The 16,540-nt window shown below is 72.1% G+C and carries 18 protein-coding genes; 2 read left to right on the top strand and 16 right to left on the bottom strand.

All coding sequences use genetic code 11. The features are described 5' to 3' along the window. Positions 1-5: 5 nt before the first annotated feature. From AOM09_RS09510 to AOM09_RS09460, 11 genes are all read right to left on the bottom strand, one after another. Positions 6-905, bottom strand: coding sequence for a permease prefix domain 1-containing protein (locus AOM09_RS09510; protein ID WP_062387357.1), 900 nt, complete (start codon positions 903-905; stop codon positions 6-8). Next, on the bottom strand, positions 902-1,252 hold the full coding sequence (locus tag AOM09_RS09505; RefSeq protein WP_062387354.1) for a PadR family transcriptional regulator: 351 nt from the start codon (positions 1,250-1,252) through the stop codon (positions 902-904). Before AOM09_RS09505 ends, AOM09_RS09510 begins: the two co-directional genes overlap by 4 nt. Positions 1,253-1,408: 156 nt before the next feature. After that, positions 1,409-2,095 (bottom strand): S8 family serine peptidase, encoded by a 687-nt coding sequence (locus tag AOM09_RS09500; protein WP_082099004.1) that lies wholly within the window; start codon positions 2,093-2,095, stop codon positions 1,409-1,411. Between the two features lie 8 nt (positions 2,096-2,103). Continuing rightward, positions 2,104-2,667: a hypothetical protein gene (locus AOM09_RS09495; protein WP_062387348.1), complete on the bottom strand. Its 564-nt coding sequence runs from the start codon at positions 2,665-2,667 to the stop codon at positions 2,104-2,106. Between the two features lie 34 nt (positions 2,668-2,701). Next, positions 2,702-3,448, bottom strand: a complete 747-nt coding sequence (locus AOM09_RS09490; protein WP_062387346.1) for a hypothetical protein — start codon at positions 3,446-3,448, stop codon at positions 2,702-2,704. A gap of 482 nt (positions 3,449-3,930) precedes the next feature. Continuing rightward, positions 3,931-5,271, bottom strand: a complete 1,341-nt coding sequence (gene efeB / locus AOM09_RS09485; protein WP_062387344.1) for an iron uptake transporter deferrochelatase/peroxidase subunit — start codon at positions 5,269-5,271, stop codon at positions 3,931-3,933. 10 nt (positions 5,272-5,281) lie between these two features. Next, positions 5,282-6,445: an iron uptake system protein EfeO gene (efeO, locus tag AOM09_RS09480; RefSeq protein WP_062387340.1), complete on the bottom strand. Its 1,164-nt coding sequence runs from the start codon at positions 6,443-6,445 to the stop codon at positions 5,282-5,284. A 43-nt stretch (positions 6,446-6,488) separates the two neighbouring features. Next, a complete protein-coding gene (efeU, locus tag AOM09_RS09475; RefSeq protein ID WP_062387338.1) occupies positions 6,489-7,358 on the bottom strand; it encodes an iron uptake transporter permease EfeU in 870 nt (289 codons plus the stop codon). Positions 7,359-7,548: 190 nt separating this feature from the next. Then, positions 7,549-9,342, bottom strand: coding sequence for an acetyl/propionyl/methylcrotonyl-CoA carboxylase subunit alpha (locus tag AOM09_RS09470; protein WP_156162319.1), 1,794 nt, complete (start codon positions 9,340-9,342; stop codon positions 7,549-7,551). Between the two features lie 183 nt (positions 9,343-9,525). Beyond that, entirely contained in the window at positions 9,526-10,164 is a 639-nt protein-coding gene (locus AOM09_RS09465) for a Maf family protein (protein ID WP_062387336.1), read from the bottom strand. A 79-nt stretch (positions 10,165-10,243) separates the two neighbouring features. Next, entirely contained in the window at positions 10,244-11,872 is a 1,629-nt protein-coding gene (locus AOM09_RS09460) for an MFS transporter (protein ID WP_062387333.1), read from the bottom strand. A gap of 116 nt (positions 11,873-11,988) precedes the next feature. Here AOM09_RS09460 and AOM09_RS09455 point away from each other — a divergent pair, with 116 nt between their 5' ends. Together AOM09_RS09455 and AOM09_RS09450 are read left to right on the top strand one after the other, a co-directional pair. Next, a complete protein-coding gene (locus AOM09_RS09455; RefSeq protein ID WP_062387330.1) occupies positions 11,989-12,432 on the top strand; it encodes a MarR family winged helix-turn-helix transcriptional regulator in 444 nt (147 codons plus the stop codon). A 143-nt stretch (positions 12,433-12,575) separates the two neighbouring features. After that, positions 12,576-13,025, top strand: a complete 450-nt coding sequence (locus tag AOM09_RS09450; protein ID WP_062387326.1) for a MarR family winged helix-turn-helix transcriptional regulator — start codon at positions 12,576-12,578, stop codon at positions 13,023-13,025. A 44-nt stretch (positions 13,026-13,069) separates the two neighbouring features. On the opposite strand, the gene AOM09_RS14975 is transcribed toward AOM09_RS09450, so the two are convergent. Genes AOM09_RS14975 through AOM09_RS09425 form a run of 5 tightly spaced genes read right to left on the bottom strand, consistent with a single transcriptional unit; the run spans position 13,070 to position 16,521 of the window. After that, positions 13,070-13,414, bottom strand: coding sequence for a hypothetical protein (locus AOM09_RS14975; protein WP_082099003.1), 345 nt, complete (start codon positions 13,412-13,414; stop codon positions 13,070-13,072). Positions 13,415-13,459: 45 nt separating this feature from the next. Next, entirely contained in the window at positions 13,460-14,062 is a 603-nt protein-coding gene (locus AOM09_RS09440) for a SanA/YdcF family protein (RefSeq protein WP_062387323.1), read from the bottom strand. An 11-nt stretch (positions 14,063-14,073) separates the two neighbouring features. Beyond that, positions 14,074-14,703, bottom strand: a complete 630-nt coding sequence (locus AOM09_RS09435; protein ID WP_062387320.1) for a SanA/YdcF family protein — start codon at positions 14,701-14,703, stop codon at positions 14,074-14,076. A 1-nt stretch (position 14,704) separates the two neighbouring features. Then, entirely contained in the window at positions 14,705-14,944 is a 240-nt protein-coding gene (locus AOM09_RS09430; RefSeq protein WP_062387318.1) for an acyl-CoA carboxylase epsilon subunit, read from the bottom strand. After that, a complete protein-coding gene (locus AOM09_RS09425; protein ID WP_062387315.1) occupies positions 14,941-16,521 on the bottom strand; it encodes an acyl-CoA carboxylase subunit beta in 1,581 nt (526 codons plus the stop codon). The genes AOM09_RS09430 and AOM09_RS09425 overlap by 4 nt, the downstream gene beginning before the upstream one ends. Positions 16,522-16,540 lie beyond the last annotated feature (19 nt).

Here is a 16,540-nt window from a genome sequence, read left to right as displayed (position 1 = left end):
GCTCGTCAGCGCGTCGAGTGCGAGCCGACGAGCATCGTCGCGAGCATGAGCATCATGGCCGCGACGCACGCGGCGAGGACGATGAGCGCCCACCACCACGCGACCGCCACGGCCAGCGCGACCGCGAGGGCGAGGCCGACCACCCAGAGCGCGGCCATGGAGAGGCCGAACCGCGTCGCGGCGGCCTCGTCGGTCGCGAAGCGGTCGAGGTGGTGCGCCGGATCGGTCGCCGGCCCGCGCACCCAGGCCTTGTGGCGGTTGGTCTGCGTCGCGCCGAGCCAGGCGAACATCCCGGTGGCGGCCAGCGCGAGCGTGCCGCCGAGGGCCGCGAAGCCGACCGTGTCCGTGTCTGCGGCGAAGGTGCCGCCGGCGGCGACGGCACCGAGCGCCGCGAACGTGGCGGCGCCCCACGCCGCGGCGCGCCCGACGGGCATGGGGTGGTTGGTGGTGGTCTCCTGCGCGAGCGCGTCGGCGGTGACCCACCCGAGCGCCGCCGCCGCCAGGAGGCCGAGCCCGAGGATCGCTCCCGGGCGGCCGTCGATCACGTTGACCGCGACCAGCGTCGCCACGGTGGCGGCCGCGGCCGCGACCACGGGCAGCAGCGTCGCGCGGACCACGAACCCCGGCTTCGGGCGCACCTTGTGGCGTGCGTGAAGCACGGCGACGGGCTCGGGCCGTCCCGATGCGGCGCTCGAGGGCGCCGTCTCGCCGAGAAGCTCATCGAGCGGGCCGAGCTCCTCGATCGCGCGGCGGGCCGCCGCGACGGGGGAGAGGCCGTCTCCCTCGAGCTCCCCGGTGCGGGCCATGAGGTTGGCGCGGATCTCCTCCTTGAGGTCGCGCGCCTCGGAGGTCATCTCGACGTCCGCGAAGGCCTCGTCGAGCAGACGGTGGATGTCGGTGTTCATGGCAGATCCTTCACGTCGAGGAGGGTGTCGATGATGCGGCGGGTGGCGGTCCAGGCGTCCACGCGCCCTCGGTAGACCGCGCGCCCCGCGTCGGTGATGCGGTAGTACTTGCGGCGCCCGCCCTGTGACTCGTCGCCCCAGTAGGACTCGACGAGGCCTTCCTTCTCCAGGCGCCGGTAGGCGGCGTAGAGCGTCGCCTCCTTGATCTCGTGCTCGCCGCCCGCGGCGTCGCGGATCGCCTTGTGGATCTCGAAGCCGTAGCTGTCGCCGCGGCGGAGCACGCCGAGCACGATCGTCTCGGTGTTGCCGCGCAGGAGGTCGGCAGCGAACGCGTCTGTCTGTGTCACATCGAGTACTGTAACAGATCGACTACTGGATGTGACAAGACGGCGTGCGTCGTCGTGGCCCTTGGGGCGGCTGGGAGCCCCCGACATGTTCCCGGCGAGGTGCGCAGTGCTCGAGAACGACGGATCTGAGCGCTGAGCGCCTCGCCGGGCGCGCGCTTATCCCAGGTCGAGGACGAGGTCGTGGGTTGCGAGGGCCGTGGCGAACGAGGTGCCGGACACGGTGCGCGGCTCACCGTGCGCGTCCAGCGCATGCACGTCGACGCCGAGCGCCGTCACCTCGACACCGTCGGACGCAGACTCGCTCCACGGGCGCCTGCCAGCCGCGACGGCGCCGACCCCGATGACCGATGCGTAGCGCGCGGGGTAGTCGGGGGCGAGGAACCGCACGTTCCCGGCCGCGGCGACGATGGGCGTACCGAGGACTTCGGCACGTCCCACCGCGGCCGCGAGCGCCGGGCTGCCGCGTCGGCATCCCATGCTGATGGAGACCACATCGACGTCCGCATCGAGAGCGGCCTCGATCCCCGCCGCGAGGTCGTCCGCGGTCGCATCCGCGCCCACGTCGACACTCACGACGTCCACGTCCTTGGGTGGCAGCGCGTCGTCGTCTCCCGCGACGCCGAGGAGCACGGAGAGCACGAGTGTTCCGTGCTCGCCCGACACGGTGGGCGACTCCTGGTCGATCGCGTAGGCCTCGAACTGCGGGGCGTCGACGATCACCCCGGTGTCGACGAGGCCGATGACTGTTGGGCCTGCCGGTGTCGGGGCGCACGATGCGAGGACAGGGGCCGCGCACGCGGCTGCGGCGGCCACCGCGATGGCCCGGCGGGTCGACGCGGCCATGGCGGACCTCACGGCCAGTCGAGGGGGCGGCCTTCGAAGGGGCGCATACCCACCTCCTCGAACGCGCGAGCGAAGAGCGGCGAGTACTGCTTCGGCCAGCCTGGCTCACGTGGGATGACGGCGGTCGCGGCCCAGACGAGCTCGCGGAGCCAGTGGCCGCTGCCCCATACCCGGAACCCGCCGACGAATTCCGCGTCATCGGCCTTGTGCTCGAGAGCGACGATGATGCGCTCGAGGCATTCGAGCTCGTGCGCGAGCACCGTGTCCTCAACATTGTCGGGGCCGTACTCAAGCGGGTCGTAAGCGAACTGGGCCGCTTCGATGCTGTCCTGGACCTCTTCGTCGCTGGCGCGGTAGTGAAGCAGGTCCACGTCGGCGAAGGAGTAGACCGCCGAGATCAGGTCGGGCTCGACCCACTCGTCGCGAAGCCGCTCGATATGCCGCTCGAACGCGAAGGGTTGCGCGCCCAAGGACTCGAGAAGCGCCGAAGCCTCGGTCACTGTCGGTGAGAAGGGGATGTGGTGCTGCGCCCGGTACTCGGCTGCAGCCGCACCCACGTCGCTCGTTGCCATGTCTCTCCTTGTTCATGAAGTCGCGCGCAGGTGGCTACGACGGCAAGCCGTAGAAAGCGTGCATGTTCGGTCGGTGCATGTATGGGTGGTAGTGGCGCAGGTACCCATCCTTGTGGGCAGGATGCCACTCAGGGCTCCTCGACGGATTCAACTTGCGCGCCAGGCTCCGCGCGTATGCGGCCGACGTCGCCCACACATCCCAGCCCTTGCGGCCCCGAGCGAGCGCCTGCGTGGCGGTGAGGCCCGAGGGGCTGATGTACACCTTCCCGTTCTCGCGGACGGCCGCGTAGTAGTAGCGACGCTTCGAGGCGGAGCGGCGGTCGTTCTCCTCGAGGATCTTGCTGACGGCCTTCGCGGTCTCGAGGGCGAGCGCGCCCGAGATCACGATCGCGGCGCCGACGGCCAGGTAGTACAGCGCCGTGCTGAGCGAGATCGCGGCGAAGGCGATCGGGATCACGAACGCGATCGAGGGGCTCGCCGCCGTGGAGTCGTAGTGGAGCACCTCGCCGGTCGTCGTATCGGTGAGGTCGAACACGGCGCGCTCGACCGTCGACTCCCGGATGTCGACGCCGTACACATCGGTCACGTGCAGACCGTCGACCGTCTCGGAGACTGTCATCGTCCCGTTGCTTGACCCGGCGGCCAGGTCGAGGCGCATCATGAAGTCGCTGTCGGTCGCCGAGCGCGCGACGATCCCGATCCCGTCGAGCCCGACCTCGACGGCTTCCGCGTCGAAGCCCTCGCCGGCGAGGCCTTTGTCGACAATCTCCTCGCCCGACATCCCGGCGAACCGGTCCCGCGGGTCGGATGCGTGCGCCGGCGGACCGCCAGGTCCCGCCGCTGCCGCCGGAGTTGCCTCGCCGCTGCCCGCGACAATCGCGAGCACTGCCACGAGGGCGAGCGAAATACGTGGTACGAGCCTCATGATCCCCCTTGGATGGTCCGTCGCAGCGACGCTAACCCGGAGCTCGGGACGGGCTCAATCGGCCCGGCTCATCCTGTGGAGAACCCACGTCCGATCCCGCCCGGCACTGCGAACGGAGTCGAGCGCGACCCGCCGTCAGTCGAGGCGCGGAAGGTGACGACACGCCGCCACAGGCGCCGACGGTCGGCATCTCTCGCGGCGACGCCTCTCCACGCACCGACGCGGATGGTGACGTCGCCATGGACATCGTCGTGCTGATCGGCGCCCCTGGTGCGGAGAGGCGCCTCGCACGTGTGGAGAGGTGTCTGGGGGTGGAGGGGGAGGACGATGACGGCGAGCTACGCGAAGAGCTCCTGGCCCACGTAGGCGCCCTCGGCGCCCAGCGCCGAGCCGGGCGCGACGCCGCGCGGCACCGCGAAAAGCGCCGAGCCGGTGGTGCGCAGGTACTCGACGGTCATCACGTCCGAGCTCGACAGCGCGTTCTGGACGGGCACGAACTGCTCGCGCGGGTCGCGGACGTACGCGAGGAAGAACAGCCCCGCGTCGAGACGCCCGAGCTCGTCCGCGCCGTCGGTGAAGTTGTAGCCGCGGCGCAGCATCATGGCGCCGCCGTGAGCGCTCGGGTGGGCGAGGGCCACGTGCGAGTCGGGGCGGATCAGCGGCGCGTCATCGCGGCCCGTCGCCGCGAAGTCGGGCGCGGTGAACTCGGATCCGCCCGACAGCGGCGCTCCCGAGCCCTTGGTGCGGCCCACGGTCGCCTCCTGCTCCTGGAGCGACGTGCGGTCCCAGATCTCGGCGAGGATGCGGATGCGCCGTGCCACCAGGTACGAGCCCCCGGCCATCCAGTCCTGGCCGTCCGACGCATCGGCCCACACCCACCGGTCCACCAGCGCAGTGTCCTCGGCGCGAAGGTTGGCCGTGCCGTCCTTGAACCCCATGAAGTTGCGCGGGGTGTCCTGCTCGCGCGTGGTCGAGGAGGTGCGGCCGAAGCCGAGCTGCGCCCAACGGATCGCCGCGTCGCCGAACGCGATCCGCGAGAGGTTGCGGATCGCGTGGACCGCGACCTGCGGGTCGTCGGCGCAGGCCTGGATGCACAGGTCGCCGCCCACGAACCGCTCGTCGAGGGTGTCGCCCGAGAACTGCGGCAGGTCGATGAGCTGGTCGGGCCGCCTCGACGCGAGCCCGAAGCGCTCGTCGAACAGCCCGGGACCGAACCCGACGGTGATGGTCAGGCCCGAGGCGGGCAGGCCGAGCGCCTCGCCCGTGTCGTCCGGCGGCGCGGCGTACGCGCCTCCCGCCGCGCCCGACCCGAGCTCCGAGCCGGCCATGAGCCGCGCTGCGGCCTCCGTCCAGCGGCGCAGCAGCGAGACGACGCGCGCCGTCGAGTCGGTGGTGATGTCGAAGGCGGCGAAGTGCAGGCGGTCCTGCTGCGGCGTGACGATGCCGCTCTGGTGGGCGCCGAAGAAGTCGTAGGCGCTCGTCTGCGGGGACGATGCGGCGGTCCGGCCCGCGGCGAAGCCGCCGGCCGTCAGCGCGGCGGCGCCGGCGACCGCGCCGGCGGCTCCCAGCGCGGTGCGACGCGAGAGGCCGGAGCCCTCTCGCGCATCGTCCGCCGGCGCGGGGGTGCCCCCGCCCGCCTCAGGGGCGGGGGCGGGGGCGTCCGTACGGTCCTGCGTCATGCGGCGAACCTTAGGCGACGGCCGCGGCGGTGAGGCGCGACAAGGGCTCGCCCAGGGCGTCGACCGCGCGCGCGAGCTCGACGATCTGATCGTCGGTGAGCTCGGTGTAGAGCACGAAGCCCTCGTCGACCGAGCCGTGCTGCGCGAGCAGGCCTTCCAGCTCCGCGAAGCGCGAGTCGAGCTCCTCGACCAGGGCCGGGTCGGACTCGGCGACCACGTCGTGGAGCACGCCGTACGCGACGGACGCCCCGTCGACGTTCGCCTGGAAGTCCCACAGGTCCGTGTGCGACCAGATCTCCTCCTCGCCGGTGATCTTGCCGGCGGCGACCTCGTCGAGCAGCTCCTTGGCGCCGTTGCCCACCTGGAACGCGTCGATGGCGAAGTCCTCGGCGTTCACGCGTGCGGCGAGATCCGCGGTGTCGGCGGCGAGCTTGTCGGCCAGCTCCTCCCGCTCGGCGGAGGTGAGGTCGTAGCCCTCCGCCGGGGGCCACAGGTTCTTCTCGATGCGGTGCCAGCCGGTCCACGACTCGCCCTCGGCGAGGTCCGCCTCGCGGGCGTCCATCATGGGATCGAGGTCGCCGAAGGACTCGGCGACGGGCTCGATGCGCTCCCAGTGGACGCGGGCGTCGGCGTAGAGCGCGCGCGCCTCGTCGTCGTCGCCCGCGGTGTAGGCCGCGAGGAAGGCGTCGGTCTTGTCCTCGAGGGTCTGGATCTGGTCGCGGACGTAGAGCAGGTACTGCTCGCCCGCCGCAGCGAGGAGCTCGGCGTCGTCGCCCGAGAAGACGTCCTCACCCGAGTCGGTGACGGTGAACGCGGCCTGGATGCCGTCGCCGGTCATGCCGGGCTTGCACTGCGTGAGGTAATCGCCTGCCGGCACCTGCACCACGAGCTGACGCGTGATGCCGGGCCCCACGTTCTCGACCTCGGAGATGATCCGCAGGCCGTCGGAGGCGAGCAGGTAGAACTCGGTGACGTCGTCGCCGGAGTTGGTGACGTCGAAGACCACGGTGCCCGACGGCACCTCGGTCGACGCGACCTTGCACTCGTCGGCGGTCGACTCGACGGCGATCGCCTCGTCGTCGGCGGAGGCGTTGGGCACGCACGCGGTCAGCGCGAGGGCCGACAAGGCGGCTCCGGTCGCGGCGAGAGGGCGTGCGAGGGCGGGGCGGGGCATGGGTGATCCTTCGGCGGGTCGGGGTGGTGGGGTGGGACGGCTGTCAGGCGCCGGCGGCGGCCAGGTCGGGGGACGATGCGGCGGGTGCGGTCCGTGCGGCCCTCGGCGGTCCGCCGCGGAAGGCCATCCCGATGAAGATCCACATGACGGGCACCACGTACGCGACCCACGCGACGGCCTCGAGCACCGTGGTCTGCGGCGAGAGGTTGAAGATGCCCTTGAGGAGGGTGCCGTGGACGGAGCCGGCGGGCACCGCATCGGACACGTCGAACGCCAGGGTGTGGAGGCCCGGGAGGATGCCGGCCTCCTGAAGGTCGTGGACCCCGTAGGCGAGGACCCCGCCGGCCACGAGGACGAGGAACACCCCGGTCCACTGGAAGAACGTGCGCAGGTTGACGCGGACGGCGCCCCGGTACATGAGGAAGCCGAGCCCGACGGCGGTCGCGATGCCGAGCGACGCGCCCGCGATGGGTGCCCAGGTCGACCCGGCCGAGGTGATGCCGGCCCACAGGAACAGCGCGGTCTCGAGGCCCTCGCGCCCCACCGCGAGCAGCGCCATCGCGACGACGGCGCCCTTGCCCACGGCGATCGCGTTCTCGAGCGCACCCTCGAGCTGTCCCTTGAGGTGGCGGGCGTTGCGGCCCATCCAGAAGATCATCCAGGTGATGAGGCCCACGGCGACGATGCTGAGCGCGCCTCCGATCGCCTCCTGAGCCTCGAATGAGAGCCCTTGGGGGCCGAGCGTGAGCAGCGCGCCGAGCCCGATGGAGACGCCGGCCGCGATGCCCACGCCGAACCACACCTGGCGCAGCAACGGGCGCCGGTCGGTGCGGACCAGGTACGCCACGAGGATGCTCACGACGAGCGCGGCCTCGAGGCCCTCGCGCAGGCCGATGAGGTAGTTGGCGAGCATCGACGCGCCTTCCGTTCGGGGACGGTAAGGCGTGCCTTACCCGTGCTCCCGCGAGCGTAGGGGCGCCGCCTGGGCAGTGTCAAATATAGCCAACGTCATCGTTGCGTAAATCCTCGGCGGCGAGGCGTCGCCCCTGGTAGGCGCACCACGCAACGGTGGCGCAGCGTGCCGGAAAGCCGGCGGCGGGAGGTCAGGCCTCGGCGTCGACGATCTCGCAGATCGCCGTGCCGGCCGAGACCCCCGCGCCGACGGAGGCTGACAGCGAGCGCACGACGCCCGCGCGGTGGGCGGTGAGCGGCTGCTCCATCTTCATGGCCTCGAGGACCACCACGAGGTCGCCCTCGGCGACGGTCGCGCCCTCCTCGACCGCGACCTTGACGATGGTGCCCTGCATGGGGGATGCGAGCGTCGCGCCGGTGGCGGAGCGCCCCGCGCCGTTGCCCGTCCTGCGCATCGGCCGGCGCCCCGCGGCGCGCGCGTTGGCGCGACCTGCACGCGCGAGCGACGCTGGCAGCACCACCTCGAGCCGCTTGCCGCCGACCTCGACCACCACGCGTTCGGTGGCCTCGACCTCGTCCTCCTCGGGGGCCGAGGGGGACGATGCAGGCGGCGCGGCGAGGGTCGCGAGGGTGGCGGTGAACTCCGACTCGATCCAGGTCGTGTACACGCCGAAGTCGCCCGAGGCGGCCGCGAACTGCGGTGCGTCCAGCACGGCGCGGTGGAACGGCACCACGGTCGGGATGCCCTCGACGGTCATCTCCGCGAGCGCGCGGCGGGCCCGGGCGAGCGCCTGGTCGCGCGTCGCGCCCGTGACGATGACCTTGGCGATCATCGAGTCGAAGTTGCCCGACACGGTGTCGCCCTCGGCGACGCCCGCGTCCACGCGGACGCCGGGGCCGGAAGGGAAGCGCAGGGTGGTGAGGCGGCCGGGGGCGGGCATGAAGCCGTTCGCGGGGTCCTCGCCGTTGATGCGGAACTCGATCGAGTGTCCGCGGGTCTCGGGCGCGAGGTCCGCGATGGACCCGCCCGCCGCGATGCGGAACTGCTCGAGGACCAGGTCGACGCCGGTGACCTCCTCGGTGACGGGGTGCTCGACCTGGAGGCGCGTGTTGACCTCGAGGAAGCTGATGGTGCCGTCCACGCCGACGAGGAACTCGCACGTGCCCGCGCCCTGGTAGCCGGCCTCCTTGAGGATCGCCTCCGATGCCTCGATCAGGCGGGCGTTCTGGGCGTCGGTGAGGAACGGCGCAGGCGCCTCCTCGACCAGCTTCTGGTGGCGGCGCTGGAGCGAGCAGTCGCGCGTCGAGACCACCCGGACGTTGCCGTGCGCATCCGCGAGGCACTGCGTCTCGACGTGGCGGGGACGGTCGAGGAAGCGCTCGACGAAGCACTCTCCGCGGCCGAAGGCCGCGACCGCCTCGCGCGTGGCCGAGTCGAACAGCTCGGGGATCTCGTCGAGCGTGCGCGCGACCTTGAGGCCGCGTCCGCCTCCGCCGAAGGCCGCCTTGATAGCGACGGGCAGGCCGTGCTCGCGTGCGAAGGCGACCACCTCGTCGGCCGACTCGACGGGATCGGGGGTGCCGGGCACCAGCGGGGCGCCGGCGCGCTGCGCGATGTGGCGTGCGCTGACCTTGTCGCCGAGCCCGTCGATCGCCTCGGGCGAGGGGCCGATCCAGGTGAGTCCGGCGTCGATCACGGCACGCGCGAAGTCCGAGTTCTCCGCGAGGAAGCCGTAGCCGGGGTGGACGGACTCGGCGCCCGAGCGGCGCGCGGCGTCGATGATCTTCGCGATGTCGAGGTAGGTCTCACGTGCGGTCGCGCCGCCGAGCGCGTACGCCTCGTCGGCGAGGGAGACGTGCGGCGCGTCGCGGTCGGGGTCCGCGTAGACGGCGATCGAGCGCAGTCCCGCGTCCGCACAGGCGCGGATGATGCGGACGGCGATCTCGCCACGGTTCGCGATGAGCACGGAGGAGAAGGCGGTCACCCCGAAACGGTAGCGCGGGGCCTGACGGCATCCGGCGCACGCGGCGGTACCGGGACCTAAGTCTGTGCGCGCCTCTAAGCGCGTGGCGCCTGGCTTGTGGGGTTCCCACAAAGGATTGCCGGGCTCCGCCGCCCTACGGGCGCGTAGGTTGTGCCGCGCCTACAAACGCGCGGGGAGCCGGGGTCAGCCGCGCAGCTCGTGGAACGCGACTCCCAGGTCCGCGAGGAGGTGGCGGAGGAGCGGCAGGCTCACGCCGACCACGCCGTGGTGGTCGCCCTCGATCGCCTCGACGTACGGCCCGCCGAGCCCGTCGACGGTGAAGGCTCCGGCGACCCGCAGCGGCTCGCCGGTCGCCACATAGGCGTCGATCTCCGCGTCGGTGAGAGCCGCGAAGCGCACCACGGTGGACGAGGTGGCGCCGAGCGTCCCGCTCGTGCCGCCCTCGCGGTCGTCGACCAGCCAGTGCCCGGTGTGGAGCACGCCGGTGCGGCCCCGCATCGTGCGCCACCGGCGGACCGCGGTCGCGGCGTCCGCGGGCTTGCCCAGGATCTCGCCGTCGAGCTCGAGCATCGAGTCGCAACCGAGCACGATCGCCTCGCACTCATACTCCGCGACCACGTGCTCGGCCTTGGCGCGCGCGAGGGCGAGCACCGCATCTGCCGGGGCGAGGGCCTCGCCCGCGACCGCCGCGGCGGCGCGGGCCGCGTCCAGGGCGGCGTCCTCGTCGACGTCGGACACGATGACGTCCGGGTCGACGCCCGCGGACCTGAGGGTCGCGAGGCGGGCGGGGGACTGCGAGGCGAGCAGGAGGGGGACGGGCATGGGTGCGAGCCTAGTTGCTCGGGTGCGGACGCTCCGCGTCCTGGCGGGACCCGCAGGTCCCGCCAGGACGCGGAGCGGGTCAGGCGGTGGCGTCCCCGGCCAGCTCGGGCTCGAGCGCCGCATCGGCATCCTCCGCGGGCTCGGCGCTGAGGGAGCGCTCGCCGCGCGGCAGCGCGATGAGCATGATGACGGCGGTCACGCCCGCGATGATCGCGGAGATGAGCATGGAGTGCTGGTTCGCGTCCATGAACGCCGTGCGGGCCGCCTCGGCGATCGCGGCGCCCGCGTCGCCCATCTCCGCGGTGACGGCGATCGCGCCGGCGAGCGAGTCCTGGACCACGCCCGAGACCTCGGCGGGCAGCTGCTCCGCCACGGGGGCGATGTTCGAGGTGTAGGCGTTCGCGATCATCGAGCCGAGCACCGCCACGCCGAGCGAGGCGCCCAGCTCGCGCGTCGTGTCGTTCATCGCGGAGCCCATGCCCGAGCGGTTGCGCGGGACCGAGGACATCATCATGTTCGTCGCCGGGGTCATGACCATCGCCATGCCGAGCGTGACCGTGCTCATCGCGATGAGGAAGTCCCAGTACGACGGCACCGTGGGCCACGTCGTCATGAGCAGGAAGCCGCCCGCGATGATGACGAGCCCGGGGACCACGGTCCAGCGCGTGCCCACCTTCTCGACCAGCTTGGGGATCATCGGGCCGACGATCATCATGGGCAGCATCGACGGGATGAAGGCGACCGACGTGGTGAGGGCGCTGTAGCCCATCACCAGCTGGAAGATCTGGGTCATGCCGAAGAAGGCGCCCATCATCGCGAAGAACGTCAGGGTCACCGAGACGACGGACAGCGAGAACCGCGAGCTGCGGAACAGCGCGAGGTCGATCATCGGGAAGCGTGCACGTGCCTGCCACGCGAGGAACAGCGCGAGGGACACGCCCCCGGCGACGGCCGCCACCACCGTGAGGGCGTCGTCCCACCCGTGCGAGGGCACCTCCATGATCGTGTAGACGATGCCCGCGAGCGCGACCGTGATGAGCGCGCCGCCGAGCCAGTCGACGGGCGTGCGCTTCTCGTCCACCGACTCGGGGACGATGCGCGCGGTCACGGGCAGGGCGACGAGGCCGAACACGGCGCCCAGGAGGAATGCCGCGTGCCAGTCGAAGAAGTGCAGCAGCACGCCGGTGAGGACCGAGCCGAGCATCATGCCGACGCCCGCGACCGCCGACCAGATCGCGATGGCCTTGGGGCGCTCCTTCGACGGGAAGACCACGTTCACGAGCGAGAGCGTGGTGGGCATGACGAGCGCGCCGCCGATGCCCATGAAGGCGCGCGAGGCGATGAGCTCGCCGCCGGTCTGCGCGAGGAAGGGCGCGTACAGCGAGGCGATCACGAAGATCGCGAGGCCGACCATCATGGTGCGCTTGCGCCCGTAGCGGTCGGCGATCGCCGCCGCGACGAAGAGCAGCGAGGCGAACACGAGCGCGAAGGCTTCGACCACCCAGGTCATCTGCAGCTGCGTGAGCTCGAACTCGACCGCAAGATCAGGCAGCGCGAGGTTGAGGCTCATGTTCGCGATCATCGCGGTCATGAGCGCGAAGCACAGCGTCGCGAGGATCGCCCAGCGGCGGCGGTAGGTGCGCTCGGAGATGCCCTCGGCGAGGGCATCGTCGAGGCTCGACGCGGGCGCGGCGGGTTGCTTGGACACGGAGGTCTCCTGGGAGAGGGGGAGGGGGACGTCCCGACGGTGGGATGTCCGCTAGGGTACTTCTAGTGACGCGAACTATCAAGTTCGTGTGAGGCGAACTATGTGACGAGGGCGGCATGGACCGGGACGTGGCGATCACGGGCATCCTCGAGCTGCAGCGGCAGGTCATGCGGGCTTCGATCCGCGACCACTCGCGGACGCTCGTCGCCGAGGGGCTCACGCCCGTGCAGTTCCACCTGCTGGTCCTCCTGCACGGCCAGCCGGGCGTCGCGACCGCGGACGCGGCGGACACGCTCGGGCTCAAGCCGAACATCGCCACCGGCGTGGTGCAGCGCCTCGTGGATCGCGGATGGATCGAGCGCGCCTCGTCGCCCGAGGATGGCCGGGTGCGTCTGCTGTCGCTCACGGCCGCGGGAATCGCGCTCGTCGACGAGGCGATCGACGAGGCCGAGCGCGGGTTCGTCTCACACCTGGGCGCGCTCAGCGACGAGCAGGTCGCGCAGCTGCACGGCATCCTCGCCACCATCGTCGCCGACGGCGGCGGCCGCCTCGACTGCTGACGACGCACCCGGGTTCGCTATTTGTCGCGTGGACAATTGCCGCGGGGTGTATATCTGATGTGTCGCATTGGTCCGTACAAAGGGCCTGTATAACGCGGCTATAGTGGGCTTTGCCGAGGGGATGCGGCGAAGGGGGGAGCACCATGAGCGAGCGCGATGACCTGCTGGAGGCGGCGTGCGAGTCGCTGGTCGTCTTCCTTCGGAAGTCGGTGCCGTCGCTCGCGGAGACCGTCTCCCACATGGGGCTCACGCTCCACCAGTTCCGCGCCGTCGTGATCCTGTACGCCGAGGACGGGTGCACGACCACGGACCTCGCGGAGGCGGTCGGCGTCCACCCCTCGGTCGCCACCGGCATCGTGCAGCGCATGGTCCAGCGCGGCATCTTCGACCGCCACGAGGACCCGACCGACCGTCGCATCCGCAGGCTCACCCTCACGCCCGAGGGGCGCGACCTCGCGATGGAGATCGTGGGCACCGCGCGCATCCAGCGCCGCGCGCAGCTCGCCGCCCTGGACGACGCCCAGCTCGCGCTCATCCGGGACGCGCTCGATGCGATGACGGCGGGCCTGCCTGCGACGCGCGCCGCGGTCTGACCCGCGCGGCGACGCGCCGAGCGGGCCGATGCGCGGGCCGTTGCCTAGCCGTCCTGCGGGCTCACGCGCCCCCGGCGGGTGCCGACGATCGCGGCCATCGCCAGTGCACCTACCAGGAGTCCCTGCACGACGACCCAGCGACCGGCCGGGCCCGGCCGCGCCGTCGCCATGACATGGCCGTTCGCGCGTGAGGCCATCACGGTGCCACGCGAGGCGAACGACATCGCCGATCCGATGCTCGCGGTGCTGGCGATGCTGAACGCGGACCAAGCCGAGCCGATCGACCCGATCGACGCGAAGCTCCCCACCGACAGGATCGACAGCGTCGAACCCTTGCTGGCGATCGACAGGAACGAGTCCTCGGAGGCGATGGACCATCGGGACGGCATGCTCCCATGGTGGAGCACGCTGTCCCACCACGCCAGGGGGAGGGCTCAGCGCGGCGCGTCGTCGGGCGCCACGGAGTCGCGCGCGATCTCGAGGGCCGCCTTCCACGTCGCCGGGAGCTCGCGGACGTAGCCGAGCGCGGTGTGACGATGTGCGAGCACCGGCGGGTAGGCGCCCTGCGCGTCGATCCCGACGCTCCGGCACAGCCACATCGCGCGCGGCACATGGAACTCCTGCGTGCAGACGATGACGCTCGCGAGTCCCAGGGCGTCGCGGGCGTTCCGCGCCGAGGCGCGGGTGTCGTGGCCGGATCCGTCGCGCACGAGCGCCTCGCGCGGCACGCCGAGGGCGAGCGCGGTGCGCTCCATCGCCTCGGTCTCGTCGAGCCCCTCGCGGTTGCTCGCGGCGCCGGTGAGGACGAGCAGGGGCACCAGCCCCCGGTGGTAGAGCGCCGCGCCGGTCTCGACCCGCTGACGCAGCGCGCGCGACGGGCGGCCATCGGGCCACACGCGCGCGCCCAGCACCAGCGCCGCGTCCGCCGGGACGAACGCCTCCGACGCGGTCGGATGCCGCCGCCCCAGGGACGATGCGCGGGCATAGGCCTGCGGCGCGGCGAGCGCCGCGAGGGCGGCGCCGGCGGCGGCTGCCACGGCTCGCATCGTCACCCCGCCTCCGGCGCGCGCCCGCGCGCGAGGTCGACCATCGACTTCGCGATCGCTGGCACCTCCCGGACGTGTCCGAGCAGGGTGTGGCGCGTCGCGGTGGGGGACGGGTAGGCGCCCTGGGCGTCCATCCCGACCTGGTCGCACAGCCACACCGCGCGGGCCTGGTGGAACTGCTGCGTCGCGACGATGACGGAGCCCAGGCCGTACTCGTCGTGCGCGCGCACGCACGAGGAGTACGTGTCGAGGCCCAGCGGGTCCTCGACGATCGCCTCCGCCGGCACGCCCATCGACTCCGCGAGACCGCGCATCACGGTCGGCTCGCCGAAGCCCGACGAGTCCTCCCCGTCGCCGCTCATGAGGAGCGTGTCGACCGCGCCCGACCGGTACAGCTCCGCCGCGACCGTCACCCGGTCGAGGAGGAAGGGCGACGGGCTGCCGTCGGCGCGCACCCCCGCGCCCAGCACGAGCGCGGCGTCAGCATGGGCGAAGCCGGTCGCGGCGGCGGGGCGCACCGCGGCCGAGGTCTGCGCGGTCACCACGACCCACGGCGCGGCCAGCAGCGACGGGATCGCGACCAGCGCCGCGACCTTCCAGCGGTGCCGCGGATCGAGGCGCGCCCGGGCCATGTCAGCGGAGCGAGTGGCGCCAGGCGCCGTCGCCGCGGCCGAACGGGAGCGGGCCGTGGTCGCCGCGCATCGTCCGCGAGCGGTCCATCCACGCGGAACGGGGGTCGCCCGGCTGCTCCGCGTCGTCGCCCGCCGCGACCATCGCGGCCGCGGCGGCCACGAGCGCGGCCAGCTCCGCATCGTCCGGCGTGCCGCGGACGACGCGGAGGCCCGCGGCAGCGTTGACCGCGTCCTCGCTCACAGGGGGATGTTCCCGTGCTTCTTGGGCGGGAGCGCGGCGCGCTTGCTGCGCAGCGCGCGCAGCGCCCTGACGATCTGCCCGCGCGTCTCGGACGGCTCGATCACCGCGTCGACGTAGCCGCGGTCGGCGGCGTCGTAAGGGTTGACGATGCGGTCCTCGTAGTCCTCGACCAGCGCCTGGCGCTCGGCCTCGACGTCGCCGCCCGTCGCCGCGACGTCCGCGAGGGTGCGGCGGTGGAGGATGTTGACGGCGCCACCCGCGCCCATGACGGCGATCTGGGCGGTGGGCCACGCGAGGTTGACGTCCGCGCCGAGCTGCTTCGACGCCATCACGATGTACGCACCGCCGTAGGCCTTGCGCGTGATGACCGTGATGAGCGGCACGGTGGCCTCCGCGTAGGCGTAGATGAGCTTCGCGCCGCGTCGGATGATGCCCTGGTGCTCCTGGTTCACGCCCGGGAGGAAGCCGGGCACGTCCACGAGCGTGACGATGGGGATGTTGAAGGCGTCGCATGTGCGCACGAAGCGGGCGGCCTTCTCGGACGCGTTGATGTCGAGCGTGCCCGCCATCTGCATCGGCTGATTCGCGACGATGCCGACGGAGTGGCCCTCGACGTGGCCGAAGCCCACCACGACGTTCGGCGCGAACAGCGGCTGGACCTCGAGGAACGCGCCGTCGTCGACCACGGCCTCGATGAGCGCCGTCATGTCGTACGGCTGGTTGTCGCTGTCGGGCACCAGGGTGTCGAGCGCGAGGTCCGTCTCGTTCGGCTCGAGGTCGGCCTCCCCGTCCCACGTCGGCGGGTCGGTGAGGTTGTTCTGCGGCAGGTACTGGAGCAGATGCTGGACGTACTCGATCGCGTCGTCCTCGTCCTGCGCGAGATAGTGCGCGACGCCGGACCTCACGTTGTGCGCCTGGCCGCCGCCCAGCTCCTCGAACGTGACGTTCTCGCCCGTCACGGACTTGATGACGTCCGGGCCCGTGATGAACATCTGCGACGTGCCGTCCGCCATCACGATGAAGTCCGTCAGCGCGGGGGAGTACACCGCGCCGCCCGCGGACGGGCCGAGGATGATCGAGATCTGCGGGATCACTCCCGACGCGGCGACGTTGCGGCGGAAGATCTCCGCGAACTGCGTGAGCGCCGCGACGCCCTCCTGGATGCGCGCGCCGCCGCCGTCCGAGATGCCGATGAGCGGCACGCCGGTGCGCAGCGCGAAGTCCTGGATCTTCGCGATCTTCTGGCCGTGCACCTCGCCGAGCGAGCCGCCGAACACCGTGAAGTCCTGCGAGTACACCGCCACCTGGCGGCCGTCGATGGTGCCGTAGCCCGTCACCACGCCGTCGCCGAACGGACGGTTCCGGTCGAGCCCGAAGTTGCGGCTGCGGTGGCGGGAGAGGCGGTCGAGCTCGGTGAAGGAGCCCTCGTCGAGCAGCTGCTCGACGCGCTCGCGCGCCGTCTTCTTGCCGCGCGCGTGCTGCTTCTCCTGCGCCGTCGCCTCGGGGGCGGTGACGGCGGCGTCGACCTTCTTGCGCAGGTCCTCGAGCGCGGACGCGGTCGTCTTCGCGGGCCTCATCGGTGCCACTGTTCTCCTT

The organism is Demequina iriomotensis (assembly GCF_000971395.1).
Classification (GTDB): Bacteria; Actinomycetota; Actinomycetes; order Actinomycetales; family Demequinaceae; genus Demequina; species Demequina iriomotensis.
Note: the sequence above shows the minus strand (reverse complement) of the source record. Positions and strands in the feature narration are given on the sequence as shown.

Excerpts from the sequence above, each read along its gene's own strand:
- AOM09_RS09465 (WP_062387336.1), bottom strand. The coding sequence starts at position 10,164 with ATGCCCGTCCCCCTCCTGCTCGCCTCGCAGTCCCCCGCCCGCCTCGCG.
- AOM09_RS09435 (WP_062387320.1), bottom strand. The coding sequence starts at position 14,703 with ATGGCCCGGGCGCGCCTCGATCCGCGGCACCGCTGGAAGGTCGCGGCG.
- efeB (WP_062387344.1), bottom strand. The coding sequence starts at position 5,271 with ATGACGCAGGACCGTACGGACGCCCCCGCCCCCGCCCCTGAGGCGGGC.
- AOM09_RS14975 (WP_082099003.1), bottom strand. The coding sequence starts at position 13,414 with ATGCCGTCCCGATGGTCCATCGCCTCCGAGGACTCGTTCCTGTCGATC.
- AOM09_RS09425 (WP_062387315.1), bottom strand. The coding sequence starts at position 16,521 with ATGAGGCCCGCGAAGACGACCGCGTCCGCGCTCGAGGACCTGCGCAAG.
- AOM09_RS09510 (WP_062387357.1), bottom strand. The coding sequence starts at position 905 with ATGAACACCGACATCCACCGTCTGCTCGACGAGGCCTTCGCGGACGTC.
- AOM09_RS09455 (WP_062387330.1), top strand. The coding sequence starts at position 11,989 with ATGGACCGGGACGTGGCGATCACGGGCATCCTCGAGCTGCAGCGGCAG.
- AOM09_RS09500 (WP_082099004.1), bottom strand. The coding sequence starts at position 2,095 with ATGGCCGCGTCGACCCGCCGGGCCATCGCGGTGGCCGCCGCAGCCGCG.
- AOM09_RS09495 (WP_062387348.1), bottom strand. The coding sequence starts at position 2,667 with ATGGCAACGAGCGACGTGGGTGCGGCTGCAGCCGAGTACCGGGCGCAG.
- efeO (WP_062387340.1), bottom strand. The coding sequence starts at position 6,445 with ATGCCCCGCCCCGCCCTCGCACGCCCTCTCGCCGCGACCGGAGCCGCC.
- AOM09_RS09450 (WP_062387326.1), top strand. The coding sequence starts at position 12,576 with ATGAGCGAGCGCGATGACCTGCTGGAGGCGGCGTGCGAGTCGCTGGTC.
- AOM09_RS09490 (WP_062387346.1), bottom strand. The coding sequence starts at position 3,448 with ATGTCGGGCGAGGAGATTGTCGACAAAGGCCTCGCCGGCGAGGGCTTC.
- efeU (WP_062387338.1), bottom strand. The coding sequence starts at position 7,358 with ATGCTCGCCAACTACCTCATCGGCCTGCGCGAGGGCCTCGAGGCCGCG.